Source organism: Paenibacillus periandrae, from assembly GCF_022458865.1.
GTDB lineage: Bacteria > Bacillota > Bacilli > Paenibacillales > NBRC-103111 > Paenibacillus_S > Paenibacillus_S periandrae.
The window spans coordinates 256,954-283,356 of the sequence record NZ_JAJNMU010000009.1 but is presented as its reverse complement, the minus strand read 5'-3'; the positions used below and the strand labels follow the sequence as shown (position 1 = coordinate 283,356).

Sequence of the window (26,403 nt, the reverse complement as noted above, 5' to 3'; positions counted from 1 at the left end):
ATGAAAGCTTACTTGCCTTCTTTCTGGATCAATTCATTAGCACGACCAGCTGCTTTTTTCGTAGCTGCGTCCACATCTCCGCCCTTGGCCAGCAGCATCTGATAAGCTTCAGCTACTATGTCCTGGAATTGTGTATAGGTGGAGAAATTCGGTACGTGGAACGCATTAGCAATAGATTTTGAAAACCCGATCATTTCTGGTGTATTCAATTGCTGATTTTCGCCTACATCTACTCTCGTTGGCAAACGTCCGCTTATTGCGTTCCATTTTAACGAGTTTTCTTTATTCACTACGAATTTCAAGTAATCGGCCACGGCTTCTTTGTTTTTGCTTTCCGCAGAGATGGAATATCCAATCAGTCCGAAGGTGGACACGTTCTTATCTTTCTTAGGAATGGGTGCGCTGTAGAGCTTGCCTTTTAAACTCGGATTCTGAGCCAGAATGGTACCCAAAGCGTTCGGACCGCTGATCAACATCCCTACCTTACCGTTAGCCATCAAAGTAGCTGCTTCCGGAAAGCCGGTTTCTGTTACACCTGGAGGTACAACACCATGTTTCGTAAACAAATCGCCATAAAACTGGAACGCTTCCTTCGCTTTCGGCGAATCCAAATCCGTTACCCATTTACCGCTTGCATCTTTTCTCAATTCGTCCGCACCGAATGAACGGAGAACCGGGATAAAGCGTGAACCGCCTGAAGAGTTACGCGTACCAACCATTCCGAAGCCCCATTGGTCTGGCTTGCCATCCCCATTCGTATCCTTGGTCAGCTTCTTGGCAACGGTTACAAAGTCATCCCATGTTTCTGGAGCCTTCAGTCCTTCAGCTTCGAACCAATCTCCACGATAGATCAATGCTTGCGGTGTAGCATTCCATGGGAAAAATTGGAGTTTGCCGTCAACGCTGGATTCTTCTACAATGTACGGATAAAACTCTTTCAAATATTGATCACCCAATAGCTTGGTTAAATCCGCTGTAATATTCATTCCATAGGCCGTTCTCATGAATTCAGGCGTATTGGTGAAGGCATCGGGTAAATCTCCAGATGTTGCCAGCGTGGTTAGCTTTTTAAACAAATCATTCAGAGGCACTCCGATAAATTCAATCTTGATGTTAGGATGAAGCCGCATGTATTCATCGGCGATTTCCTTCTCAGCAGGGCCATCCGGCTTTTCCGTTTGAGAGACAGAGATGATTTTGAGAGTAACTGGCTTACCCGCCTGATTATCTGCTGGCTTCCCTGCAGAAGCCTCTTGTTTGGCTCCGCAGCCTGTCAGGCCAACAGTTAGTGCTAATACAGAAAGCAACCCCATTTGTGCAATCTTTTTGTTCATTCTTTTCCCTCCATTATGTTATAGCTTCTTTCTATATATTGTTAATGCAAGGTTCACCGGATGCTATATAAGTTGACTGAAATCGAGTTCCAGTATTCTGTGGTGAACCTAGCAATCGCAATCAATAATTGTATTATGTATGATGTCATACAAGTTACTTCGAAAGAAATCTGCATAAGGCATATCTGTTGCTTAATGCTGGTTTCTTTCCCGCAGTTTTTCTATATTGCCATTCATACCTATTTTAATCAATGCTTTAACAGCTTCACCGTCTCTTCTTTTTAACGCTTCTAATTGTTGGGTGTGCCCTTCCACACTTTCTTCACTGACACCAAAAACGCGATTCATCTCCTCCAAAAATTCAGAGTAAGCATGGGTATTTTTCACGACCTGATACAGAATTTCATTTTTGGAAGCTTTGGCTATAGCTACGTGAAACTCAATGTCTGCGGCCGTATATTTTTTGTAATCGCTTTGGCCAGCTATCATTTTTTCAAGAGCCTGCTCAATGCGACGGATATCTTCCTCATCTGCTCTCTGGACAGCCAGATCAATACATTTGAATTCTATCGTTTCACGAAATTCCATCATATCCATGAATTCACGTTCCGTTATATTCATGATAGGAGTTAAATCATTCAATATCCGATCCTGAATCGATTGCGAAATAAAGGAGCCTTGTCCATGTCTGGTAGTGATGATTCCGATCGCTCTCATTTTCTGAATCGCGCTTCTAACACTGACTCTGCTCACCTTGAACAATTGGCACAAATCATGCTCCGAAGGAATCTTATCACCAGGCTTCCAGGTGCCGTTTACGATATTATTTTTAATTTGGGCATACACTTCGTCGACGATATTTTGTTTATCAATGCTTGTTAAACTCATCTCTTTCACCACCTTACTTATAACATGTCCTACAAGTTATCGCCTTGGATAATATTATCAGCATTAATTCAAAAATGCAAGATAAAAATCTTCTATTCAGTTCACATCGTCATCCTTTCAACTGGCGTTTCAGGATATACGTATTGGGGTTTTCTTTGACTACCAGTTCCCATCCTTGATCTCCGAGAATATTCAATACTCTGATCAGGGAAATATCATTAAATTTCGGAATATGAGCCTTCTCATCCATAAAGTAGCTTACACCGTAGGAATCTACCTTTTTATTCAAAATCGTATATTCAAACTTCATGATCATCAACTCCATATAACTTATATCTTCCTATAAAGTACCCTCTTTAGGATTCATTATAGCATTATTCGATAATGTATTTAACTATTTGAAAGAATATTCTGCAAACTCTTGACTACGAACAAATGTTTGGTATAATGGTATTAAGAACATTCGTTCGTAATCCGAAAGGGGTGTCGAATATGCAAGCAACTAACGCCAGATTTATTGAACGTGATTATTACAAACAATTGATAGAAACCAATAGCGAACTGCTGACAGACATTCAAATCGAAAAGATTCTCCATACTACAGATAGCTATTGGCTGGATCTGACCTTCAAATTTTTTGAAGATGGGTCATTGGTTATTATCGATAATCATACGGAGCAAAACTTTCCGCTTAAAGATCTTAAAGGTGCTGCTTTTGACTTTTACGTTAAGCAACGTATTATGATGATTCGTGCCCATCTGAAGTCCAAGGTTTTGCAGACTGCCTGATCGATCTATGTCTGCACACAACAAAGAGTAAGATCCCTCATAGAGATCTCACTCTTTGTTTGTTAAGGTTATGCAGTTCATCACCGTTAATCCACTTGCTCGTATTGCTCTTGAGGCATCCCTGTCATCTTCACCAGTAAATATTTGGCTACACCATTTTCCGAATTGGCTTCGATAATCTCATCGGCTACCGCTTGCAGCTCCAGCTTGGCATTGCTCACCGCGAGCTTCTTCCCTGCGGCCGCCAGCAGACTAATATCATTCAGATTATCACCAATAGCGATAATGTCCTCCGTCTGACATCCAACACTCTTAGCCCACATTCTCAGACCATTGCCTTTATTCACATCCACATGACTGAATTCCAGAAAATAATGATCCGTGATATACGTATCCGCCATAAAATGAATTTGAATCCGTTCGCCATATGCGGCACGTACGGCTTCCATCAATGGCACCATCTCGTCATAATGTCCGATATAGGTGAGCAGCAAGGTTTGTATATCATCCGGGCAGCGCAGCTCAGGAATTTCCCTGAATCTTGCATCATTGGGCCTGCTTGAGACAAATTGCTTGTAGCCGACCCCTGCTAATGATTCATGCAGCACACGTTCCGAGCCGTCTACATCCAATCCGAATAATAAGGGGCATTGTCCATGCAGCTTCCCAAACTGAATCAATTCATTCGTTAGTTCCAGATCCATAAAGACGCCATCCAGCACTTTGCCTTCTACAGGATCGTATAATAACGCTCCGTTATATAAAACCATAGGGTGTTTCCAGGGAATTTGACCTACAACCGCATGTGAACTTGTATAGCTTCTGGCAGTGGCATAGCTGATTCGATGGCCTTGCTCCAAAGCCTCCGTTAATACCTCAATGGTATAGGAAGAAAGAGTGGCGTCCGGCTGCAGTAGTGTTCCATCCAAATCAGTTAATGCATATATCGGCTTCATCATAAGTTCGTTCCCCTTTCGTGTACAAAAACCAACGCTTTGGGCGTTGGTTTTCTATGATTATTTCACTAGTTGGTTATAAAGGGAAGCGTACTGCTGTGCAGATTTGCGCCAGCTGAAATCCTTCTTTTTAATATTAGCCAAAATCTTATTCCAAGCTTGGGAATCGCTGTAAAGCGAAACAGCTCTGTTTACCGTATACAGCAAATCATGCGCATTGTAATGCGTGAAGCTGAATCCCGTGCCGGCACCGGTTTCCTCTTCATAGGCGCTGACGGTATCCTTCAACCCGCCTGTTTCACGAACAATGGGAACTGAACGGTAACGCATTGCAATCAATTGTCCAATCCCGCACGGTTCAAATTGAGATGGCATCAGGAACAAATCGGAGCTGGCATAAATTTGCCGCGCCGTCGTTTCATTAAATGTAATCAGCGTAGACAGCTTGTCGGGATAACGGTCAGCTGCCCAACGAAATAGCTGCTCATAGCGGTGCTCGCCTGTACCCAACACAACCCATTGCGCATTGAGACTCATCAATTGTTCTATCACATGCTCTACAAGCGATAAACCCTTTTGTTCCACAAGACGAGTAACAATCCCGATTAGTGGAACATCCTTATTAACAGGAAGACCGAGCTTTTCTTGCAGCTTTACCTTGTTTTGCTGTTTTTTCACAAGAGAATCCCGGTAGTTCACTTCCAGATGAGGATCTGTCATAGGATCGAATTCTTCATAATCAATTCCATTGACAATCCCGTACAATCGATGACTTTGGCTGCGCAGGAGTCCGTCCAAATATTCTCCAAAATACGGCGTTTGAATTTCCTCGGCATACGTAGGACTTACCGTTGTAATCATATCGGAGTATAACAAGCCACCCTTTAAGAAGCTGGCGCCTCCATGCATTTCGAGTGCAAATCCGCCAAAGTGCTCCTCACCCAACGTAAAGTAATCCATAAACTGTTCCTTACCAAACACTCCCTGATATTTCAGGTTATGCACAGTAAGGATCGTCTTGATATGGGCATAAGCCGGTTGGTAGCTAAAATGGGCTCGGTACAATACCGGTACCATCCCGGTCTGCCAATCATGACAATGAATGATGTCCGGCATGAAATCAATATGCTGCAGGGAATCCATTACAGCGCGGCAAAAGAAAGCAAACCGCTCTGCATCATCATTATACCCGTAACAACCACTTCTCAAAAAATAATTCTCATGGTCAACAAAATAAAAAGTAATGCCTTCGTGCTCAAGCTTCAAAATACCGCAGTAGAGCTCTCTCCAACCCATCCGCAGTGTAAAGGTGGCGATGGTTTCCATTTTTTGCGTAAATTGTGCCGGTATGTCTCCATACTTGGGCAGCATCACTCTGACATCCAGTCCCTGCTTGACCAATTCCTTCGGTAACGATCCGATGACGTCAGCCAAACCACCTGTTTTGGCAAAAGGTACAGCTTCCGATGCGGCAAATAACACTTTCATGGACAAACTACCACTCCTTTTATATGTAACCTGTCTCTAGTCTCTATATACTTTTCTTTATATAACTTTCGTTTTTGAAGCAATAAATGGCGCTTGCTTATCACCAGTCAGGACACGGCCTCGGCTAATAAACACATCCTTGTCCAATATTGCATTTTCAATGATCACATTTTCCTCGATTTCGCAATTTTGCAGGATGATACTGTTTTTTACATAGGCACCCTTGCGGATCTTGACACCACGGAACAGAATACTATTTTCCACTTTGCCCTCAATAATGCAGCCATTCGCAATTAAGGCATTGCGGGCCAGAGAATGCTCGGCATACTTAGCTGGCGGCTCATCCTTGACCTTGGTATAAATCAGATTCTTCTGAAAAAACAGCTCGCGCCATACTTTGGGGTTCAGCAGCTGCATACTGTGCTTATAGTAGCTTTGGATCGTATTGACAATGCCCGCATGACCTTCGTGCAAATAGCCATAAACGCCCAGCTTATCAATGTTTTTCATAATACCGTCCCGCACCAGATGATCATAGCCTTGTGCCAGGCACGATTCCACCATATCCAGCAGCAATTCCTTGCTCATGATATAGATTTCCATAGAAATGTTATCAGTACGCAAGCGACCGTTCTGATCTTCCATAACCGTGACTTGCCCGTCTTCTTTAACGGCCATACGCCTGAACTTGGCAAATTCTTCGTCATCCGCATGCTTGTATACAACGGTAATGTCAGCATTTCTCTCCAGGTGATAATCCAGTACCTCATTTAAATCAATATTGCATACAATATGGCTGCGGGAAATAACGACATATTCTTCACGAGCCCGGTAAAAATAATCACGGTGGCTATAAAATTGGAATAAATCGCCGCGGGACATGCCCGTTGTTTCCTGCATGATCGCCGGTAAAATAAACAAGCCACCACGTTTGCGATCCAAATCCCATTCTTTTCCAGATCCAAGGTGATCCATCAAGGAGCGGTATTTGTGCTGAGTAAATACGGCGACATTTTCCAAACCGGAATTAATCATATTCGATAAAGTAAAATCAATCAGTCTATACCTGGAACCGAACGGGACCGAGGCAACATTACGAGAGTAGGTAAGTTCTTCCAGACCATCCGGCTCATTAACCAGATTGATGACGCCCATCATTCGCTTCATACAAACTCACCCTTTCACGTTGATCTTGGATGGTAAACTGATTACTTCATTGCCGCCAATCAAAGTAATATCCTGATGATCACCAGGCTCGCCAATGGTGCAGCCATCTTCTACAATCGTGCCGTCACCGATAATCGATTTATATATTTTCACATTATTTCCGATACGCACATTCGGCATAATGACAGAGTCTTTAATTAAGCTGTTCTCGCCTACTTCAACACCATAGAATAAGACCGAGTGATCGATTTCACCAAAAACAGCGCAGCCCTCGTTAACTAACGAACGGCGAATTTGCGCGGTTGGCGCCACATATTGACCAGGCTGGCATGGATTAACGGAATAAATTCGCCATTCTTTATCATTCAAATTAAATTCAGGTTCAGCCTCCAACAAATCCATATTGGCTTCCCATAAGCTATCGATCGTACCCACATCTTTCCAGTAGCCTTCAAATGGATAAGCCATCAGCTTTTTCTGCTCGCTCAGCATCAATGGAATAATATCCTTGCCAAAATCCTTGCTGGATTCTGCATTTTCTTCATCCATATACAAAAATTCCTTCAGTACCTTCCAATTGAAAATATAAATCCCCATTGAAGCCAAATTGCTTTTCGGTTCCTTGGGCTTTTCAGCGAACTCGGTAATCCGGTTCTCATCGTCCGTGCTCATGAGTCCAAAACGGCTCGCCTCCTCCCATTTCACTTCAATAACAGCGATGGTAGCATCGGCTTCCGTCTTTTTGTGAAAATCCAGCATCACATCATAGTCCATCTTGTAAATGTGATCACCTGAGATGACAAGCACATATTCGGGATCGTATTGATCAATATAGGATACATTGCGGAATATCGCGTCGGCCGTTCCCTTGTACCAGTCTCCACCTTTTTGCTCCATAAAAGGCTGCAGCACTGTAACCCCACCATGCTTGCGATCCAGGTCCCATGGCGTTCCAATCCCGATATACGTATTTAAAACCAAAGGCTGATACTGAGTGAGCACGCCTACCGTATCAATTCCAGAATTGGTGCAGTTACTAAGCGTGAAATCAATAATCCGATACTTCCCGCCAAAATGAACTGCAGGTTTCGCAAGCTTGCTGGTCAGTACACCCAGTCTCTTTCCTTCTCCACCGGCTAGCAGCATGGCCACGCATTCCTTTTTACGCATCGACACTAACCCCTTTCTTTTTTTCGGATATAGCTTTGCGGCGGATCTTGACAGGCTTCAGAATAACGACCGCAAGTGGCGGAATCGTTAGTTGCAGACTGTAGGGTTGGTGATGCCATGAAACGATTTCTGTTTTCAATTTCTTATTCACTTGCCCGGAACCGCCATATGCAGGCAGATCGCTGTTAAAAAACTCTATATAGTCAGCTAAAAGCGGAACCCCAATACGATATTTTTCATGAACAACAGGAGTGAAATTACAAATGATGATCAAAAAGTTATCCGGGTCGCTTGATTTTCTCATGAAGGTCGTAATGCTTTGCTTGCTATCATGAGGATCAATCCAGGAAAAGCCCTCGGGCTGATGATCCAGTTCCCATAACGATTGTTCCTTAAGGTACAGATGGTTTAAATCATGAACATAATGCTTCATGGATCGGTGACTATCGTAGTCCAGCATCTCCCAATCGAGATCCTCCAAATCCTTCCATTCATCAAACTGACCAAACTCACTGCCCATAAATAGCAGCTTTTTGCCGGGATGCACCATCATATAACCGAGCAGCAGCCGCAGGTTTGCGAATTTTTGCCAATAATCACCCGGCATTTTGTTTAATAACGATTTTTTGCCGTGAACGACCTCATCATGTGACAAGGGCAGTACGTAATTTTCGTTGTAAGTATACATAAAGGAAAAGGTCAGCTGATTGTGGCTTCCGCGACGGAAATACGGATCGATCTCCATATACTTCAGCATATCATTCATCCAGCCCATATTCCATTTGTAATTGAAGCCCAAGCCTCCATCATGCACCGGCGAAGTCACCTTCGGCCAATTGCTGGAGTCCTCCGCCATCATTAAGGAATGCGGATAATGTGCGAAAACAGTCGTGTTCAGCTGCTTCAAAAATTGTACAGCCTCGGGGTTCTCGTCCCCTCCATTCGCATTCGTAATCCTCTGTTCGGGTGGTCTTCCGAGATTCAGAGACAGCAGACTGGCTACCGCATCAACCCGCAGACCATCGATATGATATTTATCCATCCAGAACAGCGCGTTGGATATGAGAAAGCTGATCACTTCCGGCTTCGTAAAGTCAAACATTAACGTGCCCCACTGCGGCTTTTCAGCTTTTTTCGGATCATTGTACTCGTAGAGCGGCTCTCCATCAAACTGCCTCAAACCATGCTCATCCTTGACAAAATGCCCCGGGACCCAGTCCATAATGACCCCAATCCCTTTGCTGTGGCAGCGGTCAACGAAATACATGAAATCCTTGGGTGTGCCAAAGCGGCTCGTAACGGAATAATAACCTGTGGCCTGGTAGCCCCATGAACGATCATAAGGATGCTCCGCAAGCGGTAGTAATTCAAGGTGGGTATAACCCATGTCGGCCACATAGTCAATCATTTCATCAGCAAGCTCTCGGTAGGTGTAATATTCACCTCCGGGCTTCTTTTTCCAGGTCCCCATATGAACTTCGTAAATGTTAATCGGCTGCTTGTACACGGACTCAGCTTGTTTACGCTGCTGCCAGGCTGCATCCTTCCATTCATAACCATCCAGTTCGTAGACACGGGAAGCTGTGCCTGGCTTTAATTCGGAATAAAACGCGTAAGGATCAGCTTTGAGCAGCGTTACCCCCTGTTCAGTCACAATCTCGTACTTGTAATATTCGCCCTCCTGGACATCGGGAACAAATAAAATCCATATGCCCCAGGTACTGGCTTTACTCATGTTGTGCTCAGTGCCAATCCAGTTGTTAAAATCTCCAATAACCCTGATTTCCTTGGCGTGCGGTGCCCAGACTGCAAATCGGACACCGGCGACTCCCTCATTCTCGATAAAGTGCGCTCCAAGCATTCGGTAGCTTTGATACAAGCTGCCTTCATGGAACAAGAATAGGTCGTCCGGACCGGGGATTAAGCTCGTCATTAGTCATCCATCCCCTTATTTTCAAGAATTCCGTCCATATATAGACAAATACTACATCCAAGTCCAAATTCCTCTCTCAACATTCCAAATTCTTAGTAAAATATGAAATGGCGAAATGGCCCCCTTGCTGCTGTCTTCACTTCCTTTTACCCAAAAAAGCAGGATTTTGACGATTAAAGTGGAATATATTCTAGCTTACACTCAGAAAGGTGGAAAATAAGAATGAATGACAAGGTTAAAGGGCTTGTACTTGGTCTGTCGTTAGGCGTTATGCTGACTGGATCAATTGCTTATGCCAGCGGGACCCAAATAGAAGTATATTTCAAAAACATCAAATATATGTTTGATGGCTATGTAAAAACCCCAACCTCCGAACAGGGTGAAAGCTTTATCTACAATGGAACGACTTATGTGCCGCTGCGTTTTGTCAGTGAAGCACTCGGTAAAGAAGTTCAGTACGACGGAGATACCGACACGATCTGGGTTGGCAAAAAGATCGATATGAACGCTATCGTTGCTACCTATGATGGCGGAGAGGTGAATTTAGGCTCTTTTGAAACTTATTTAAACTTCCAGCGGTTACTTGACCCCGATAATGCCAAGTATGATAAAGATGAAGGCTACAAAACCTATATGCTTAAGCAGCTAATCGGTCAGCAGATCCTGATGGAGCGTGCGGGAGAAGAATTCCGTAAATCGATCGCTGTAACCGTGGATTCACAGGTAGTGCAGCTGAACAAATATCTAGCTTCCTCGGGTCAAGACCTGAATACGGTTCTCACAGCCAATCAATTAACTCCAAGTCTTGTGCACAGCTATGTTGAAACTATAATCGGTGCTCAAATGTGGCTGAACACCCAGGCTACTGATGAAAAAATTAAAGCTTTGTATGATCAACAGGTGAGCAGCAATAGTGAAAATCTGCTGAAAGCCACAGTACGCCATATTATGATCAGCAATAATGATGAAAAAGGCAGCCCTCGCACTAAGGAAGTGATCGATCAAAAATTGAAGGAAGTTCAGGATAAGCTTAAGAGCGGCGAAGATTTTGCGTCAGTTGCCAAGCAATATTCGGAAGACCCCGGCTCTAAGGATAGCGGCGGACTTTATGCAGATGCCGAGGTTACCAAATGGGTAGAAGGCTTCAAGAAAGCGGTTGTGTCCCTGGAGATCAACAAAATCAGCGAACCGGTGGAAACTGAATTCGGTTACCATATTATTCGGGTAGAGTCACGCAGCACCCAATCCTTTGAAGCCATAAAGGATCAATTAAAGCAGCAGCTTCTATCCGACCTGTCCAAACAGTTTAATGAAAAAGAATTACCCGGCTTGATTAAGTCCATCACGCTGCCTAAACCCTAATTACCGAAGGAAGGTACATCTATGTTTGCAACACACGATTGGAAAGACTATGAATTAATCGATACCGGTGACGGTGAAAAGCTTGAACGGTGGGGAAGCATTATTTTACGCCGTCCCGATCCACAAATTATTTGGCCGCTCAGTAAAGAAACAGCACCCTGGAAATCTGCTGATGCTCATTACCATCGCAGTACAAGCGGTGGCGGCCAATGGGAGCAGCGTACCCAATTGCCTGAGCGCTGGACAATCGCCTATGACAAATTGCAATTTCATATTAAGCCAACGAGCTTCAAGCATACGGGATTATTTCCTGAGCAAGCAGCCAACTGGAAATGGATGATTGACAAGATTCAGGGGGCTGGACGGAAGATCAAGGTATTAAACCTGTTCGCCTACACAGGTGGAGCTTCGGTGGCTTGCGCTTATGCCGGAGCCGAAGTATGCCACGTTGACGCCTCCAAAGGGGTTGTCCAATGGGCCAAGGAAAACGTGCAGCTATCCGGACTTGGCGACAGACCCGTGCGTTTCATTACCGATGACGTATTTAAATTTGTACAACGTGAGCAGCGTCGCGGCAGTCAATATGATGCGATCATTATGGACCCTCCTTCCTATGGACGCGGACCGAATGGTGAGACCTGGAAGCTGGAAACGGATCTGTTTCCTTTTGTAGAGTCATGTATGGGCATTATGTCCAATAGACCTCTATTTATGCTAATCAATTCCTATACAACCGGCATTTCCGCTACGGTGCTTAAAAATATTCTCGCTTTGTCCATGGGCAAAGCACACGGTGGTACCATCACATGTGGAGAAATCGGACTTCCGATTACGGCGTCCAAGCTTATGCTGCCATGCGGTATACTGGGACGTTGGGAGGCCTAGTCCTTGTCGAACGAAGCATTCTCATCAATACCCGTTTTGTACGAAGATAATCATGTCATTGTCGTTATCAAGCCTGTAAATGTACCGACTCAAGAGGATGATTCCCACGATCCCGATTTGTTGACGCTTATTAAGCAGGACTTGAAGCACCGTCATCAAAAGCCAGGTAATGTGTACCTTGGCTTGGTGCATCGATTGGATCGTCCCGTTGGCGGCGTAATGGTATTTGCCAAAACCTCCAAGGCTGCTTCAAGGCTGTCCGATTCGGTAAGGACAAGAAACATCCGTAAACGGTATATAGCGGTTATACACGGTAAACCTAAGCAGGAGCAGGCATCATTACGCCATCATTTGCTCAAGGATACCAAAACCAATATGGTTTCTGTTGTATCCCCAAATGCTGCAGGTGCTAAAGAAGCGATTCTCGATTACCAGTTGCTTGGTCATAGAGAGGGCTGTTCGCTTGTAAGTGTTGAGCTGCACACGGGCAGGCCCCATCAAATCCGTGTCCAGTTTGCTGCTATCGGCTGCCCGCTTGTCGGTGATCAGCGCTATGGGGCTCACCTGACAAAACCAGGTCAGCAAATCGCACTCTGGTCAACGGAGCTTGGCTTTGAGCACCCAACGACCAAAGAAGTCTTGAGCTTTAGCTCAACGCCTCCGCAATCGGCTTATCCATGGTCTTTGTGGGAACTATAAAGTGATAAGTACGTGTTGCCGAAAAACCCACCCGTCTCACTCATAGAGAGAGACAGGTGGGTTTTTCGGGTTAAGCTGCAGATTATCCCATTCTTATGGAAATGCTCTAGAAGATGTTTCCTCCTTCAGGTTTAACAGCCAACACCTGATGGAAGTCCACGGTTGGATGATGCGCTTGGCTTAATCCTGCTGCTTAGCCATCATTCGAAGCTTCTCATCCTCAGTAAACCAAAGCTTATAGCTCAGCAGACCCAGCATCATACTAGATAAAGCCGCAGAAGCGGCCAATATAAACACAATCAGAATCTGGTAGCGAACAGCTTCAACAGGATCGGCCCCGGCAACAATCATACCCGTCATCATACCTGGAAGCTGCACCAGCCCGATCGTCTTCATCCCATCAATTGTCGGTATCATGCTGGATTTCACGGAACGCTTCAGGGATACCTGGATCGCTTGCCTGACGGTTGCTCCCAGCGATAGCAGAGCCTCAATCTCGCCTCTGGAAGCTTGCACATTTAAGTGCATTTGATTAAGAAACAATCCGGAGACGACCATCGAACTGCCAATAATCATACCGCTCAGAGGTATGATATATTGTGGAGTCGGCTCGATAATACGCAGCACCAGCAGCAAGCCCATGGTGACCGCCTCTGTTGCGCCAATTGACATTGCAACGCGCCAGAACACACCTGTGAGCCCTTTTCCCCGTTTGGCTGAGTTAGCAGCTGCTACTACAACCATAATCGCGATAATCAGCACCAGCAGCGCCGGATGATTCGTATTAAATACGAACTGCAGCAAATATCCAACCAGCAGGAGCTGCACGGCAGAGCGAATTGTCCCGATCCAAATTTCCTTTTCCAAACCGAGCTTCTGACGCATGGAAATGAATATCGTAATAAATATGAATGCCAGTGTAAAGCCCAACGCGGTTGTACTCATCGATGCTCCCCAATTCCCTCAGTCTCTTGCGGTACTTGCACAAACTTACGTGCGAGCTCCGTCTCCGGATGTTCAAAAAAAGCACTTGTCGACCTATTTTCATACAGCCTGTTCTCAGCCATAAACCATACTTGGCTGCTCGTGTGACGTGCCTGCTCCAGATCATGAGTAACCCAAATGAACGTTGTCCCTTCACGTCGATGCCAATCCAACAGGAGCTCTTCAACCGCCTGCTTGCTTCTTACATCGAGTGAAGCTGTAATCTCATCTACCAACAATATTTCCGAACGCAGCAGCATCGAGCGAACTAGAGCCACGCGCTGCTTCTCTCCGCCGGATAAATCCTCTGCACGTTTGCTCCAATCCAAACTTTCCAGCTGAACCGCTTCCAGCAGCTGCATGGTCAATTCACGATCAAAGGGCTGCCTTTGCAGCCTGCTCACCGTACGTAAATTGTCTTCTACACTTCCTGGCAGCATTACGGCCTGCTGAGCGACATAGCTTACCTTATTGCGCCACATATGTGGCTGCCATTCATTGGATAGCTTGCCACGATAGCTAAGCGTCCCTTTATCTGCTGTATCGAGCATGCCAATAATCCGCAGCAATGTACTTTTTCCTTGACCGGAGGCTCCCAGCACCGATATGATCGCAGGCTCATTTATCTCGACTGAGAAGTCATCAAATAAAATACGCTGTTCCTTTTGTTGGATATGTTTTCTTAATTGATGAATTTGGAGGATTGTCATTGTGTTCACCTTCCTTATGGGGGGAGAACCCTCCCAAACCATCCCTAATAGGGAGGGCTCCAAAGGGCGCTGCCCTCTGGACTCCCTTGCTGTAGAGTGACTTTGGTGTTCTCGGGGCGCTTATCGTCCCTACGGGACACGCTTGGTTTGGGTGCAATTGTTTCGTATGCAGGCTCTTGTGTTCTCGGGACGCTTATCGTCCCTCTGGGACACGCTTGGTTTGGTGCTAGTGCAGGCTTGAGAGCGGGTGTTGATTAGGTGCACACTTTACGGTTCTCGGGCCTCTTTGGCCCCTTCGGGACAAGCTTGACTTTGGGTGCGGGTGGTGCTGATTTGATGCATACTTTACGGTTCTCGGGCCGCTTTGGCCCCTTCGGGACAAGCTTGACTTTGGGTGCTGATGCTGATTATAAATGATTGGAATAAAAGGCTGCGTCTACGGTGTGCTTGAGCAGCATAGCTATTGTGACTGGGCCTACACCAGCGGGAACGGGGGTGATCGCACTGGCCTGCAAGAAGCAGGCGTCATAATCGACATCACCGATATTACCGGGGTTGTAACCGGCATCGAGGATGACGGCGCCGGGCTTGATCCAATCACCTTGGACAAATTTCGGTTTGCCGACTGCAGCTACGACGATATCGGCTAACCGAACGATTTTGGCCAAATCACGCGTCTTGGAATGGCAGATCGTTACGGTTGCATTGCGATTTAACAGCATTTGAGAAACCGGCTTACCCAGAATTGGGCTTCGTCCGATAACGACAGCGTGTTTACCTTCGATAGGTAGATGGTATTCATCCAGAATAGCAAGAATTGCTGCCGGTGTGCAAGAAGGAAATCTGCCGTAGTCAAACGCTGTTTGTGCAAATCCGATGGCTGTCACACCATCGACATCCTTGTCGATGCTGATCGCTTCGAAGGCTGCCCGTTCATCAATGTGTGACGGTACGGGGTGCTGCAGCAAAATACCATGAACCTCAGGATCGCTGTTCAGTAAGGTAATCGTCTCAATCAAGCTGTCTGTAGTAGTCGATTCGTCCAGATAAATACGCCGTGAATCCATTCCCAGCCTTTTACAAGCATTGCCTTTCATACGTACATAGGTTTCCGAGGCAGGGTTGCTGCCGACAAGAATCGTTGCCAGACAAGGTACAATCGACCTCTCAGCCAAATATTCAATTCTTTCCTTTAGCTGCCCCTTGATTGTCATAGATACCTGATTGCCATCCAAAATAAGTGTTTTCTCCTGCATGTTTCTTCATCCTTTCGCATCGTATTAACGCAAAAAGGCAAGGAGAATGAACCCCTTACCTTTGCCCAGGCGTACGGCGAAATTGCTTCTATGTGCTCCCCCATGGTTGCCCATGCTCCGCCAGTCACACATAGCTTGGTGAAGACGACTATACCGCTATTTATGAGAAAAATCAACTATTATTTGCCTCCACACTACTTGCATCTGCATCCAGTGCACGCAGCCGCAATGCCTCTTGCTCAATCTGTTCTTTGGTTAGCGGAGTTACAAAGGATAAGGTTTTGGTTGCAGCCAGGTTGATTTGTTCGATGGCTTCGCCCGTTTTTCCAAGCTGCTTTAAGATTTGAGCATAGTAATAATAAGGCTCGGCAAATTTAGGCGACTTCAGCATCAATTTTTGATACATTTCCTCAGCGAGTGTCCATTGACCCAATTCATAATAATTCAGGGCAACATTGTCCAGGATCGTAAGATCGTCCGCATTGTATGCGTAAGCTTCCAGATTGAACGTCAAAGCTTCCTCCTGGTTACCGTGAAGAATTTTAAAATAACCGAGGTTGCCATACACAAGCGTATTCTTATACTCCTTCAATACATCTGTGAGCAAAGCAACCGCTTCATCCTGCTTACCTTGCAGCCAATAAGCCGTAGCAAGATTGCACTGGGTCTGTACAAGTGTATCTCGACTCTTGCTAGCTTTCAGAAGCGGACCAAAAACCTGTTCGGCTTGCTTGGCATCCCCCGTTCGCATTAGCAGATATCCATAACCAATGCGATGCTTATCAGGACACGGCTTACTGTTATAAGCCTTTTTGTACCATTCCAGCGCCTGTCGGGTTTCTCCTTTGGCAAACTCCCTGCTGCCGCGCAGCGCATAAAGACTTGCGCGGGACGTATATGCAGCAAATATGATAATAGCAGCTATAAGGCCAAAACCAGCCCAAATATTTACATTAAAAACAATGATCACAATAATAATCATACCGACGATAACAAGAAGCGGTTTGATGAGAGCTTTCATGAGGTTCCTCCACAGCCATTAAAGTCCAATATTTATGCAGCCTGTCACTCTCAGACAATCCACTTTATTCATGATTCCAAGCTACGCGTTTGCCACCTTGCCAAGCAGGTATACTAGCAGCTGCTGATTGTGCGATGAGATTCGGCTCAAGTACTGCTGCAGAAAGCGCTCTCGTATTTCCGTACCCCGCAAACATTCCGCTTTGCCTTTATCCGTTACCTCTACCCAAACGATGCGACGGTCCTTCTCGTCACGGGAACGGGACAGCAGCTCGGCTTTTTCCATTCGGTCCAATAAAGTAGTTATCGCAGCAGGTGTTGTTGCCAAATATTCGATAAAATCGGAAGGCTTCATTCGATCACGGCCAACAAGCAGCTCGAGTACGGTCAATTGGCCCTCCGTTAACGTTGGAGACAATTGAAGATCCATATGTGTGCGCAAATCCTTAGATAGTTTCCACCACAGCTTAGCAAACTCCTGAGTTACCACTTTGCCTCATCACTCCTGTAGATCCATACTTTTCCTAAGTATATCATCCACTCGATCTCTTTTAAAGATTAATGCCATAAATACTTTGAGACATTAATCGATAAAAAAAAGGAACTTTAGACGCCTTTCAACATATAGTGCAGCATAGGCATTCGACTATCGGCAGAGCTTGTCAAATCATAAGAAGGAGTGATCAGGTTATGGAAACTTGGAAGCAGCACATCGGACAGCTCGCAATTCAAAGAGGCATATTGAACGACCCACAGTGGCTCGAACGTCTCGACGATTCGATGCCCGTGTGGGCCGTATTGGAGCTGCTGCTGCAATTTGCGGAAAAACTGGAACCGGAAACGAATAGCTATGACTAATCGGTTTTCAGCATATCCGTAATTAAATCTGCTTTGGTAACACCAATAACTTGGCGACCTGTAGACTTCCGCTGTTCAATCGGTGTTTTCTCTGATGAGAAGGAAAGTCGATTGCCGCTCTGCAAAATCGCTGTCAGTAATAATTCCTCTTTAACGACAAATGCTTTTACAAGACTTGCACCATTGGGCTTCACTCTGGCGCCTTCCCTGAATTCGAAGGTAAATATTCCTTTGCCTCCACGCCCTTGAATCGGATAATCAAGAATGAGCGAGCGCTTGGCAAATCCAAGATCCGTAACGACGAGCAGCTCGCCTTCTTCACCTTTGATCCATTCTGCACTCACGACTTCATCATCATCCTTCATCTGAATACCACGTACGCCACCAGCAGCCCGACCCATCGTGTTCACTTCGTCTTCTTTGAAGCGAATGGCCATACCCTGTTTCGTGATGAGCATGATATCCTCGTCGTTCCTGCTCAGCCTCACGCTAATAATCGCATCCTGATCGGCAACTTTACAAGCCACAATACCTATAGAACGGCTCGTTGCGTATTCCTTGAGTTCCGTACGTTTGACTTGTCCCCGCCGCGTAACGAACACGAATGACTTGCCTGGCTCGTTAAAATCCTTCACCGGAATGACGCTGATAATACGGTCATCCTTTGGAACAGGAATAATATTGACAATCGCGGTTCCATTTTCTTTCCATTTATATTCAGGAACCTGATGCACCGGCAGCAAATAATATTGCCCCTTTTGTGTGAAAATCAGCAGATTCTGCAGCGTATTGACCTCAAGCAAATAACGAAGGTAGTCGCCCTCTTTAAGGCCTGTCTTTTCGATTTCTCCACCTGAGCGGGTGAAGGACAGCTTGCTTGTCCGTTTGATATATCCCTCATTGGATAAGCTTACATAAACATCCTCAGCTGTGACCATAACTTCCAGGTTCACCTTGAGCTCTTCCACTTCGTCCTGAATATCCGATCGACGATCGATACCGTATTTCGTACGGATTTCGGTCATTTCTGTCTTGATTACGGCGAGCAGCTTCTTTTCGCTGCTTAGAATGGATCGAAGATTGGCAATCGATTTTTGTAATTCTTTTAATTCCTTTTCAATCGAATGAATCTCCAGATTCGTCAGTCGATACAGCTGCAATATCAATATGGCATCTGCCTGACGCTCGGTAAATCCGAACTGTGACACCAGATTATTTTGAGCATCCTGACGGTTCTTTGAAGCTTTAATCGTGGCGATGACCTCATCCAGAATGTTAAGCGCCTTGGCAAGCCCTTCCAGCACATGTGCGCGGTCCTCAGCCTTTTCCAAATCAAACCGGGTACGGAACGTAACAACTTCCTTCTGATGCTCAATGTAAGCCTTCATAATTTGGATGACGCCCAGCTGATTGGGAGTCTTATTGACAATCGCAACCATATTAAAATTATAAACGACCTGAAGATCGGTTTTTTTCAATAAATACGCAAGAATCCCTTGGGCATCAGCTTCTTTTTTCAATTCAACGACGATACGCATGCCATTGCGTCCACTTTCGTCACGAACAATCGAGATACCCTCGATTTTTTTCTCCAGCCTGATGTTTTCCATCGCTGTAACAAGACGAGACTTCACGACCTGATACGGAATTTCCGTGATCACAATTTGTTGAAGCCCGCCGCGCAGCTGTTCGATTTCCGTACGTGAACGCAAATAAATGCGGCCTTTACCGGTGCGAAAAGCATCCCGTATACCATCCGAGCCCATGATAATGCCTCCGGTCGGGAAGTCTGGGCCTTTCATAATTTGCATCAGTGCTTCCAGCTCTAAATCAGGATTGTCGATCAAGGCCACACAGGCATCAATAACCTCACGCAGGTTGTGCGGTGGAATTTCCGTTGCAAATCCGGATGAAATCCCGCTGACTCCATTCACCAACAGGTTCGGATAACGGGACGGCAGCACGACCGGTTCTTTGGTTGAATTATCAAAATTATCTTTAAACAGCACTGTGCGTTTCTCGATATCCCGCAGCAGCTCCATCGCGATTTCCGATAGTCGGGCTTCCGTATAACGCATAGCGGCGGGTGGATCATCATCCACTGAGCCCCAGTTGCCATGGCCGTCTATTAGCATATGTCCCATTTTCCAGGGCTGTGCCATACGTACCATACCATCATAGATCGACGCATCACCGTGCGGATGATAGTTACCCATCACATCACCGACGGTTTTGGCTGATTTGCGGTACATTTTGTCCGGTGTATTGCCTGCGTCGTACATGGCGTACAGAATACGCCGTTGTACAGGCTTCAAGCCATCCCGAACATCGGGAATCGCGCGGTCTTGAATAATATATTTGGAATAACGGCCAAATCGGTCGCCCACCACTTCCTCTAAAAATGCGGGTAAAAAATTTTCAGGTATCGTCACTATTTATCTACTCCTCGAACTCGGTAAAATCAACATTCTCGATAATCCAACGCTTACGCGGGTCCACCTTATCCCCCATCAACGTAGATACACGCCTTTCAGCTTTGGCCGCATCCTCTATCTGTACCTGCAATAGAATTCTCGTTGCCGGGTCCATTGTGGTTTCCCACAGCTGATTCGGGTTCATCTCACCTAAGCCTTTGTAACGCTGCAGTTCCGTTCCTTTACCCAGCGTTTTGTTAAGCTTGTTCAATTGATCGTCTGTCCACGCGTAGTGCACCGCACTGTTTTTGCCTGATTTCTTGGTCACCTTATATAAGGGCGGTTGAGCGATGTATACCTTGCCTGAATCGATTAACGGCTTCATGTACCGATAAAAGAAAGTAAGCAAGAGCACCTGGATATGCGCTCCATCGGTATCCGCATCCGTCATAATAATGATTTTTCCGTAGTTGCTTTCACTGTCATCAAATTCGGGACCGACGCCGGCGCCAATAGCGGCAATGACCGCCTTATACTCATCATTTTTCATAATGTCGGGCAGCTTGGCTTTCTCCGGATTCATCGGCTTACCCTTCAGCGGCAGAATGGCCTGATGCTTGGAATCACGTCCTTGCTTGGCCGAGCCTCCCGCGGAATCACCTTCCACGATAAACAACTCGTTACGAGCGTAATCCTTTGACTGCGCCGGAGTCAGCTTGCCGCCAAGATTCGAGCTCTCGCTCTTACCCTTCTTGCCGCTGCGTATTTCCTCACGCGCCTTCCGTGCGGCTTCACGAGCTTTGGCCGATTGCACGGCCTTCTTCATGATCATCTGTGCTGATTGCGGATTTTCCTCCAAAAAAACAGCCATTTTATCGGAAACTATGGAATCCACTACACCGCGAGCAGATGCGCTGCCCAATTGATCCTTGGTCTGACCGACGAATTCAACCTCGCCCATTTTGATGTTAATGACAGCCATCATGCCTTCCCGCAAGTCCTGGCCGTCCAGATTTTTATCCTTTTCCTTCAAGATCCCTGTTTTACGCGCATATTCGTTCATGACACGGGTATAGGCTGTTTTAAAGCCTGTTTCATGAGTACCCCCGCCACGTGTCGGTATGGAGTTAACAAAGGAAACCAAGGTCTCGGTGTAGCCATCGTTATACTGGAGGGCAATCTCCGCCTCGATATCTTCTTTTTCCCCGGTAAAATGGATCACGTCGTGCAGTACCGTCTTTTCCTCGTTCAAAAAAGCGACAAACTGACTGGCACCACCCTCATACTGAAACGTTTCCTGTTTATCGCTGCGCTCGTCCTTGATCGTCACTTGAAGGCCCGAGTTCAGAAAAGCAATCTCCTGCAGCCGCTCGTACAGCGTATCATACGTAACCGCAATCCCGCTCTGGAACACTCTTTTATCCGGCTTAAAGGTAACCTTCGTTCCGGTTTGTCTTGTATTGCCCAGCACTTCGAGGCCGCCAACTGGCTCACCTACATGCTCAATACCTTTATCATCAACCCAGTATTCGAAGCGCTGCTTGTGAGTCTTACCATCACGATAAATCGTGACCTCCAGCCATTCGGACAATGCGTTGGTTACCGAAGCTCCAACACCGTGCAGTCCGCCCGACTTCTTATACCCCGCACCTCCGAATTTTCCGCCAGCATGCAGAATCGTAAATACGACCTGCGGTGTTGGAATCCCGGTTTTGTGCATACCTGTCGGTATGCCGCGTCCATTATCCTGAACGGTTATCGATTGATCCTTGTGAATAGTTACATCAATCTTCGAACAATATTTGGCCAAATGCTCATCAACGGCATTATCGACAATTTCCCAAACCAAATGATGCAGTCCGGAAGAGCTTGTGCTTCCTATATACATACCCGGCCTTTTACGGACCGCTACAAGTCCTTCCAACACCTGTATATCATCAGCGTCGTATTCCGCCCGCGTGGTTGTTGTATTGGCTAACAAATCCAGTTGCTCCGCCATCGCAGTCTCCCCTTATCCCTAAAGCCCCAGTTATGTCACAGATCTGGAAAAAATATGTGTCGCACCTGTGACGTCTGGTTTCTATTGTGCATTATATCATCTTGCGTTATTAGTTCAATACATCTTTTTTCGTGAAGACAGCAAAGGAGGCAATTACCGAGACAAGTCCCCAAACCGTCAACACAGCTAACGAGAAGGGCAAATCCATTCCTTTGATAGGTGGCATACTGCCTGTCAAATAATCCGTCAGACGCAGATTCACCATAAATAAATATTTGGCTGTTTCCCAGGATGATACCATATTTGTCAAGATCGTGCCCGATATCAGCACCGCCAGCATCAAGCCCATACCCGCAGCAGTACTGCGGACCAGCACCGAAACCATCAACGACATAACCGCTACGATCAGTGCTGAGTACCAAACCAGACCAAATTCCATGATCAGGTATAGCCATTGATCGACAGGGCGGACAAAGGTCGTATCAACCTCAGAGCCAATAATCGTAAATCCAAAAAATACTGGCATGTCCCATCCGCCATAGCCGAACACTACCCCTGAAATCAGGTAACAGAGCAGCCCCGTACTTATGACGACAAGCGATGTAAACAAAATCAGACTGAGCAGCTTGCTCATCAAAATTTTCCAGCGCTGCACCGGCCTTGTCAGCAGCAGCTTGATGGTTCCTGTAGAATGCTCCGACGATACAAGATCCGATGCAATGACCATGATCATCAAAGGTATAAACAAGCCCACCGCATTTTTTATGAATTCTCTTGTAAAGGTTACCCCGTTCGGCTCCGCGGGATTCACATCTTTATCCAAATAGTATTGAGCAAGCTTCACTTCGACGCGGCGGAACTGCTTCCATTCCTCTGGAACACGAGCGCTGCCAATGCTTCGCGTGTAATCAACGATTTTTTGCCGCTGCTCTGCCCGCCAGTCATTCGTACCGAACTGCTTCAAATTATTTTCTGCGACCTTCATCTGTGCATAAGTGAACATCGGAATCAGTGCAGCAAGAATGAGTAGAACGACCAGCAGCCGGCGTTTTTTAATAATTTTGATACATTCGTTTTTTATGAGTGGATATAAGCTAACCAATACGCTCACCCTCCGTCAGACTTAAGAATAAATCCTCCAGCGTAGGGCTTTTCGTCTCCACACCGTACAGCAATACGCCGGACTCCGCAAGTTTTCGTGTCAATGACGGTATATCTTCAGGCCGAAGCTGAGTCACAATACTCGCTGTCTGAAGACTTTGGCCCTTGTGATCTTCAACAGCTTGATGGTATTCAATAATCTGTACATCCTTTTCGGATTGCAATATAGCCAGAGCCATTTCTAAAGGTGTCACTCGCCAAATAACACGACTTGCCGATTCGTCGATCAGGGAGTCGACTTCTCCGACCTTGATAACCCTCCCATGACTAATAATCGCGACCCGATCACACATTTGTTGAATTTCACTGAGTAAATGGCTCGATACGAACAGGCTTAATCCTGTTTGCGCCAGCTGTTGAATAAATTCCCTCATTTCTTTAATACCTTGAGGGTCCAAGCCGTTCGTAGGCTCGTCCAGAATCAGCAGCCTCGGACTATTCAATAACGCCTGGGCAATACCCAGCCGCTGCCGCATTCCGAGCGAATAGGTACGAACCTTGTCATGGATACGCACATCCATACCGACAATATCTACGACTTCCCGAATACGCTTTTCACCGACATCAGGCAGCATACGAGCGAAGTTCTCCAGGTTTTCCCATCCGCTTAAATATGTATACAGCTCCGGGTTTTCGACGATACACCCTACATACTGAAGGGCCTTATTGTGCTCCTTGTGGACATCATAGCCGCATATTGTAATCGTACCTTCTGACGGCGCGATTAAGTCCACAAGCATGCGTATGGTTGTCGTTTTCCCTGAGCCGTTGGGCCCAAGAAATCCGAATATTTCACCTGCGTACACCTCGAATGAGATACCTTTAATAATTTCTTTTCGTTTGATTGATTTTTTCACATTTTGGACGGACAGCACAACTTCCTGTTGATTTATCATCGTTTCACCTCTCTCAAGTGAGATGTCATTTAACAATCTGCACAATTCGTTCTGCTATGCGTTCATAACCATCCTGATTCGGATGAAAATGGTCTGTATATAAATACTTGCCTAAATTCAGCTCAAATAAATCAGAGGTTGGGACAACGACGATATTCGGGTAACGATGCGCAATTTCAAAAGCCGCTGTATTCCACTTTTGTATCGTGAGAATTCCTTCGCGTTTGGGGTCCATATCCAGAAAAGGATGGTATAAGCCCACATAAGCTATCGTCGCAGTCGGATTCAGCTTGGCGACCCGGTCCAAAATTTGCTCCAGCCTTTGTAAGGCTTCAGGCATCCGTTCTTCTGCAGCCTTGGGATTAAAGCCTTCCTCCCCGGTTGTGGTCAATACCCCTTGTCCACCCTCGAACAAATCATTACCGCCAGCGGTCAGCAGAATCAAATCCGCCTGGGACAGTGAAGTGCCTATATCTTTTTTGGCATCCATATCCTTCAGCACATCATACGTCCGGAATCCGGGAATTGCAAAGTTGTTTAGTATATAGACAGGCTTGCCCAGCTGCTGCTCCAGCTTTTCCTTCGTTTGTCCGACATAACCGCGCCCTGATAAATCACCCGTTCCGGCGGTCAATGAATCACCAAGCGCCACGATTTGAATTTTGTCCTTGGACGCGAGCGGCGATTCCTTGGGCTTCACAACTTCAGCAGGAATCGCTAAATCATTATTCGCAGCAAGCTTCGGATACATAATCTGATTAATGGCATATACGAATCCAAACACACAAATAAGCGTTGACAGCAACGCGGCCAACCCAACCGTACGCCATAAAAAACGAGTTGAAAACAAGCGACCTCTCCCCCTCCTCATATTCGACAACCTCATAAAGACTCCATTTTAGAGTAGCGGTTCACGAGACAATTTGCAAATCCATGTCAAATAGACCGGAGCCCTGGGTCATCGGCCTGCTTCTCTTATGAAATTTCAGATAACCGATTATTCCTGCTTTCAGCTCGCTTTTCCCAAATATTTCATCGGATTTTCCTGAGCCTCGCCTTTACGAATTTCAAAATGCAGATGTACGCCTGTCGCATTGCCCGTACTGCCCATAACCCCGATTTTATCCCCTTTTTCTAGACGATCATCTACAGTTACGGAAATCTTGCTTAAATGTCCGTAAAGCGTGCTATAGCCGTTGTGATGGTCAATGATGATGCAGTTGCCGTAACCGGTTTTCCAGCCTGCAAAGCTAACTACTCCATGATCTGACGCGGTAATGCCTGATTGCTCAGATACCATATCCATTCCCGGATGAAAGCCTCCCCATCTGCTTCCATAGTCGCTAGTCAGCTTCGCCCTGTAAACCGGCCATGCGAATTGCCCTGTCCCCATACCCGCAGCAATCATTGTACCTTTTTTCACAACTGCCTTGGTAGCGGATCGAATCCAGGTTTGATTCACTTCTGCCTCTTCAATAAATTCGCCGTCTATTCGGGTCGTATTCGTTGCAACCCGCAGCAACCCAGGAATACCAGCCGACACCACCTCTTGTACACCAGCCTTTAAAGAGTTATCTTCAACATATTCTGTAGTGAACGGCACTTCTACCGAGCTTATCCGCTGCTCAACCGTTTTGAGTGTCAGCATCGGCTGGGCCACGGATAAATCCAGCTGCTCCCCGATACGAATCAAGTCATTGCGAATTTGCGGATTATTGTTATAAATGACTTGTTTATCGATCTTGAATTTGTAAGCCAGACACGAAATACAATCCCCACGTACCACGGTATAAATAAAGGGCTTGACGCCTCCAGTCGCAATTTTATCCAGTAAAGTATCATTATCCTCAATATCCTCCGGTTCAATATCTATCTGTACAAGCTCAATGTGCTGCATGAATTCAGCAGACTGAAGCTGTCCCGGCTGCTCCGTGGCCTGCTCCTTATCCATAGCTGCCGTCAAAATTCGAACCTTGGCTTTATCTGCTGGTGCAGATGCCTCGGTTGCTGTATTCGTTAAGCCTGAACCGTTGGAGGCAGCAATATTTAGTCCGATCTTAGGCAGACGGCTCTGTTTATATTGTTCCAGCAGAGCGGTTGCCGCCTCCTCATCCTTCACGATTCCAAGCGGACTTCCATCAATAAGGATTTGCACGCCCCGCTTACTCGCAGCCCATAACCGCTCCTGCTCGTTGATCTCAAGCTCAAGCTCAGAGTAAATATAATCATCATAGAATTGCCGATTCACATGATCCAGCTCGTTTCCAGCTGCTGTGCCCTGCACATTGGGAAAAGGACGCAGCAAGCATCCTGCAAGCACTACTAACATGCCAATCATCGCACATCCTACAAATAACCACCTGCATTTACTTAACATTGTTGTGTAATCCACTTGTACCTCCCGTTAATTCGGTGTAATGGTGGAGAGTAAACA

General features: G+C 46.0%; 24 protein-coding genes and 1 riboswitch. Of the genes, 5 read left to right on the top strand and 19 right to left on the bottom strand.

The features are described 5' to 3' along the window. Window positions 1-8 precede the first annotated feature (8 nt). The 3 genes from LRL21_RS17190 to LRL21_RS17180 all read right to left on the bottom strand — a co-directional run bounded on the left by LRL21_RS17190 (window position 9) and on the right by LRL21_RS17180 (window position 2,532). Window positions 9-1,334, bottom strand: coding sequence for an ABC transporter substrate-binding protein (locus LRL21_RS17190; protein WP_240417021.1), 1,326 nt, complete (start codon window positions 1,332-1,334; stop codon window positions 9-11). A gap of 192 nt (window positions 1,335-1,526) precedes the next feature. Beyond that, the gene (locus tag LRL21_RS17185) at window positions 1,527-2,222 is read right to left on the bottom strand and encodes a FadR/GntR family transcriptional regulator (protein ID WP_240417020.1); all 696 of its coding nucleotides are present in this window, start codon (window positions 2,220-2,222) and stop codon (window positions 1,527-1,529) included. 109 nt (window positions 2,223-2,331) lie between these two features. Continuing rightward, complete coding sequence (locus LRL21_RS17180; RefSeq protein WP_240417019.1) at window positions 2,332-2,532, bottom strand: hypothetical protein; 201 nt, start codon at window positions 2,530-2,532, stop codon at window positions 2,332-2,334. 182 nt (window positions 2,533-2,714) lie between these two features. Here LRL21_RS17180 and LRL21_RS17175 point away from each other — a divergent pair, with 182 nt between their 5' ends. Further along, window positions 2,715-3,011 (top strand): hypothetical protein, encoded by a 297-nt coding sequence (locus LRL21_RS17175; protein ID WP_076230187.1) that lies wholly within the window; start codon window positions 2,715-2,717, stop codon window positions 3,009-3,011. Between the two features lie 86 nt (window positions 3,012-3,097). Here the strand turns inward: LRL21_RS17175 and LRL21_RS17170 are convergent, their stop codons facing one another. The 5 genes from LRL21_RS17170 to glgB are packed head-to-tail and all read right to left on the bottom strand — an operon-like array spanning window position 3,098 to window position 9,725. Continuing rightward, window positions 3,098-3,970, bottom strand: a complete 873-nt coding sequence (locus LRL21_RS17170; protein WP_240417018.1) for an HAD hydrolase family protein — start codon at window positions 3,968-3,970, stop codon at window positions 3,098-3,100. Window positions 3,971-4,027: 57 nt separating this feature from the next. Next, entirely contained in the window at window positions 4,028-5,455 is a 1,428-nt protein-coding gene (gene glgA / locus LRL21_RS17165) for a glycogen synthase GlgA (RefSeq protein WP_240417017.1), read from the bottom strand. A 57-nt stretch (window positions 5,456-5,512) separates the two neighbouring features. Next, window positions 5,513-6,613, bottom strand: coding sequence for a glucose-1-phosphate adenylyltransferase subunit GlgD (gene glgD / locus LRL21_RS17160; RefSeq protein WP_420832458.1), 1,101 nt, complete (start codon window positions 6,611-6,613; stop codon window positions 5,513-5,515). 15 nt (window positions 6,614-6,628) lie between these two features. Further along, window positions 6,629-7,792 (bottom strand): glucose-1-phosphate adenylyltransferase, encoded by a 1,164-nt coding sequence (locus LRL21_RS17155; protein WP_240417015.1) that lies wholly within the window; start codon window positions 7,790-7,792, stop codon window positions 6,629-6,631. Further along, window positions 7,785-9,725 carry a 1,4-alpha-glucan branching protein GlgB gene (gene glgB / locus LRL21_RS17150; protein WP_240417014.1) on the bottom strand — a complete coding sequence of 647 codons (1,941 nt, stop codon included), beginning with the start codon at window positions 9,723-9,725 and terminating at the stop codon, window positions 7,785-7,787. Before glgB ends, LRL21_RS17155 begins: the two co-directional genes overlap by 8 nt. A gap of 222 nt (window positions 9,726-9,947) precedes the next feature. Here glgB and LRL21_RS17145 point away from each other — a divergent pair, with 222 nt between their 5' ends. From LRL21_RS17145 to LRL21_RS17135, 3 genes are read left to right on the top strand one after another with little or no spacing between them, the layout of a single operon-like run. Continuing rightward, complete coding sequence (locus tag LRL21_RS17145; RefSeq protein ID WP_240417013.1) at window positions 9,948-11,087, top strand: peptidylprolyl isomerase; 1,140 nt, start codon at window positions 9,948-9,950, stop codon at window positions 11,085-11,087. A gap of 21 nt (window positions 11,088-11,108) precedes the next feature. Further along, window positions 11,109-11,972, top strand: a complete 864-nt coding sequence (locus tag LRL21_RS17140; protein ID WP_240417012.1) for a class I SAM-dependent methyltransferase — start codon at window positions 11,109-11,111, stop codon at window positions 11,970-11,972. A gap of 3 nt (window positions 11,973-11,975) precedes the next feature. Beyond that, window positions 11,976-12,671: an RluA family pseudouridine synthase gene (locus tag LRL21_RS17135; protein ID WP_240417011.1), complete on the top strand. Its 696-nt coding sequence runs from the start codon at window positions 11,976-11,978 to the stop codon at window positions 12,669-12,671. 180 nt (window positions 12,672-12,851) lie between these two features. Here LRL21_RS17135 and LRL21_RS17130 read toward each other — a convergent pair whose 3' ends face one another. From LRL21_RS17130 to LRL21_RS17110, 5 genes are all read right to left on the bottom strand, one after another. Then, the gene (locus LRL21_RS17130) at window positions 12,852-13,616 is read right to left on the bottom strand and encodes an ABC transporter permease (RefSeq protein ID WP_240417010.1); all 765 of its coding nucleotides are present in this window, start codon (window positions 13,614-13,616) and stop codon (window positions 12,852-12,854) included. Continuing rightward, window positions 13,613-14,365 carry an ABC transporter ATP-binding protein gene (locus LRL21_RS17125; protein WP_240417009.1) on the bottom strand — a complete coding sequence of 251 codons (753 nt, stop codon included), beginning with the start codon at window positions 14,363-14,365 and terminating at the stop codon, window positions 13,613-13,615. Before LRL21_RS17125 ends, LRL21_RS17130 begins: the two co-directional genes overlap by 4 nt. Before the next feature lie 407 nt (window positions 14,366-14,772). After that, window positions 14,773-15,621, bottom strand: coding sequence for a bifunctional 5,10-methylenetetrahydrofolate dehydrogenase/5,10-methenyltetrahydrofolate cyclohydrolase (locus tag LRL21_RS17120; protein ID WP_240417008.1), 849 nt, complete (start codon window positions 15,619-15,621; stop codon window positions 14,773-14,775). A 56-nt stretch (window positions 15,622-15,677) separates the two neighbouring features. Next, window positions 15,678-15,759, bottom strand: a riboswitch (ZMP/ZTP riboswitch). A gap of 34 nt (window positions 15,760-15,793) precedes the next feature. Then, window positions 15,794-16,642: a tetratricopeptide repeat protein gene (locus tag LRL21_RS17115; protein ID WP_240417007.1), complete on the bottom strand. Its 849-nt coding sequence runs from the start codon at window positions 16,640-16,642 to the stop codon at window positions 15,794-15,796. A gap of 81 nt (window positions 16,643-16,723) precedes the next feature. After that, a complete protein-coding gene (locus tag LRL21_RS17110) occupies window positions 16,724-17,131 on the bottom strand; it encodes a MarR family winged helix-turn-helix transcriptional regulator (RefSeq protein ID WP_240417006.1) in 408 nt (135 codons plus the stop codon). A gap of 200 nt (window positions 17,132-17,331) precedes the next feature. On the opposite strand from LRL21_RS17110, the gene LRL21_RS17105 reads away from it, so the two are divergent. Beyond that, on the top strand, window positions 17,332-17,499 hold the full coding sequence (locus tag LRL21_RS17105; protein WP_179097445.1) for a hypothetical protein: 168 nt from the start codon (window positions 17,332-17,334) through the stop codon (window positions 17,497-17,499). Here LRL21_RS17105 and gyrA read toward each other — a convergent pair. The 6 genes from gyrA to LRL21_RS17075 all read right to left on the bottom strand — a co-directional run bounded on the left by gyrA (window position 17,496) and on the right by LRL21_RS17075 (window position 26,307). Continuing rightward, complete coding sequence (gene gyrA / locus LRL21_RS17100) at window positions 17,496-19,931, bottom strand: DNA gyrase subunit A (RefSeq protein WP_240417005.1); 2,436 nt, start codon at window positions 19,929-19,931, stop codon at window positions 17,496-17,498. The two genes, LRL21_RS17105 and gyrA, sit on opposite strands and share 4 nt — an antisense overlap. Before the next feature lie 7 nt (window positions 19,932-19,938). Then, window positions 19,939-21,912 carry a DNA topoisomerase IV subunit B gene (gene parE, locus LRL21_RS17095; protein ID WP_240417004.1) on the bottom strand — a complete coding sequence of 658 codons (1,974 nt, stop codon included), beginning with the start codon at window positions 21,910-21,912 and terminating at the stop codon, window positions 19,939-19,941. A 109-nt stretch (window positions 21,913-22,021) separates the two neighbouring features. Continuing rightward, complete coding sequence (locus tag LRL21_RS17090) at window positions 22,022-23,014, bottom strand: ABC transporter permease (protein WP_240417003.1); 993 nt, start codon at window positions 23,012-23,014, stop codon at window positions 22,022-22,024. Then, the gene (locus LRL21_RS17085; RefSeq protein WP_240417002.1) at window positions 23,007-23,969 is read right to left on the bottom strand and encodes an ABC transporter ATP-binding protein; all 963 of its coding nucleotides are present in this window, start codon (window positions 23,967-23,969) and stop codon (window positions 23,007-23,009) included. Before LRL21_RS17085 ends, LRL21_RS17090 begins: the two co-directional genes overlap by 8 nt. Window positions 23,970-23,994: 25 nt before the next feature. Next, window positions 23,995-24,819 (bottom strand): GDSL-type esterase/lipase family protein, encoded by an 825-nt coding sequence (locus tag LRL21_RS17080; RefSeq protein ID WP_240417001.1) that lies wholly within the window; start codon window positions 24,817-24,819, stop codon window positions 23,995-23,997. A 159-nt stretch (window positions 24,820-24,978) separates the two neighbouring features. Beyond that, a complete protein-coding gene (locus tag LRL21_RS17075) occupies window positions 24,979-26,307 on the bottom strand; it encodes a M23 family metallopeptidase (RefSeq protein WP_240417000.1) in 1,329 nt (442 codons plus the stop codon). Window positions 26,308-26,403 lie beyond the last annotated feature (96 nt).

Excerpts from the sequence above, each read along its gene's own strand:
- LRL21_RS17190 (WP_240417021.1), bottom strand. The coding sequence starts at position 1,334 with ATGAACAAAAAGATTGCACAAATGGGGTTGCTTTCTGTATTAGCACTA.
- LRL21_RS17185 (WP_240417020.1), bottom strand. The coding sequence starts at position 2,222 with ATGAGTTTAACAAGCATTGATAAACAAAATATCGTCGACGAAGTGTAT.
- LRL21_RS17180 (WP_240417019.1), bottom strand. The coding sequence starts at position 2,532 with ATGAAGTTTGAATATACGATTTTGAATAAAAAGGTAGATTCCTACGGT.
- LRL21_RS17175 (WP_076230187.1), top strand. The coding sequence starts at position 2,715 with ATGCAAGCAACTAACGCCAGATTTATTGAACGTGATTATTACAAACAA.
- LRL21_RS17170 (WP_240417018.1), bottom strand. The coding sequence starts at position 3,970 with ATGATGAAGCCGATATATGCATTAACTGATTTGGATGGAACACTACTG.
- glgA (WP_240417017.1), bottom strand. The coding sequence starts at position 5,455 with ATGAAAGTGTTATTTGCCGCATCGGAAGCTGTACCTTTTGCCAAAACA.
- glgD (WP_420832458.1), bottom strand. The coding sequence starts at position 6,613 with ATGATGGGCGTCATCAATCTGGTTAATGAGCCGGATGGTCTGGAAGAA.
- LRL21_RS17155 (WP_240417015.1), bottom strand. The coding sequence starts at position 7,792 with ATGCGTAAAAAGGAATGCGTGGCCATGCTGCTAGCCGGTGGAGAAGGA.
- glgB (WP_240417014.1), bottom strand. The coding sequence starts at position 9,725 with ATGACGAGCTTAATCCCCGGTCCGGACGACCTATTCTTGTTCCATGAA.
- LRL21_RS17145 (WP_240417013.1), top strand. The coding sequence starts at position 9,948 with ATGAATGACAAGGTTAAAGGGCTTGTACTTGGTCTGTCGTTAGGCGTT.
- LRL21_RS17140 (WP_240417012.1), top strand. The coding sequence starts at position 11,109 with ATGTTTGCAACACACGATTGGAAAGACTATGAATTAATCGATACCGGT.
- LRL21_RS17130 (WP_240417010.1), bottom strand. The coding sequence starts at position 13,616 with ATGAGTACAACCGCGTTGGGCTTTACACTGGCATTCATATTTATTACG.
- LRL21_RS17125 (WP_240417009.1), bottom strand. The coding sequence starts at position 14,365 with ATGACAATCCTCCAAATTCATCAATTAAGAAAACATATCCAACAAAAG.
- LRL21_RS17120 (WP_240417008.1), bottom strand. The coding sequence starts at position 15,621 with ATGCAGGAGAAAACACTTATTTTGGATGGCAATCAGGTATCTATGACA.
- LRL21_RS17115 (WP_240417007.1), bottom strand. The coding sequence starts at position 16,642 with ATGAAAGCTCTCATCAAACCGCTTCTTGTTATCGTCGGTATGATTATT.
- LRL21_RS17105 (WP_179097445.1), top strand. The coding sequence starts at position 17,332 with ATGGAAACTTGGAAGCAGCACATCGGACAGCTCGCAATTCAAAGAGGC.
- parE (WP_240417004.1), bottom strand. The coding sequence starts at position 21,912 with ATGGCGGAGCAACTGGATTTGTTAGCCAATACAACAACCACGCGGGCG.
- LRL21_RS17085 (WP_240417002.1), bottom strand. The coding sequence starts at position 23,969 with ATGATAAATCAACAGGAAGTTGTGCTGTCCGTCCAAAATGTGAAAAAA.
- LRL21_RS17075 (WP_240417000.1), bottom strand. The coding sequence starts at position 26,307 with ATGATTGGCATGTTAGTAGTGCTTGCAGGATGCTTGCTGCGTCCTTTT.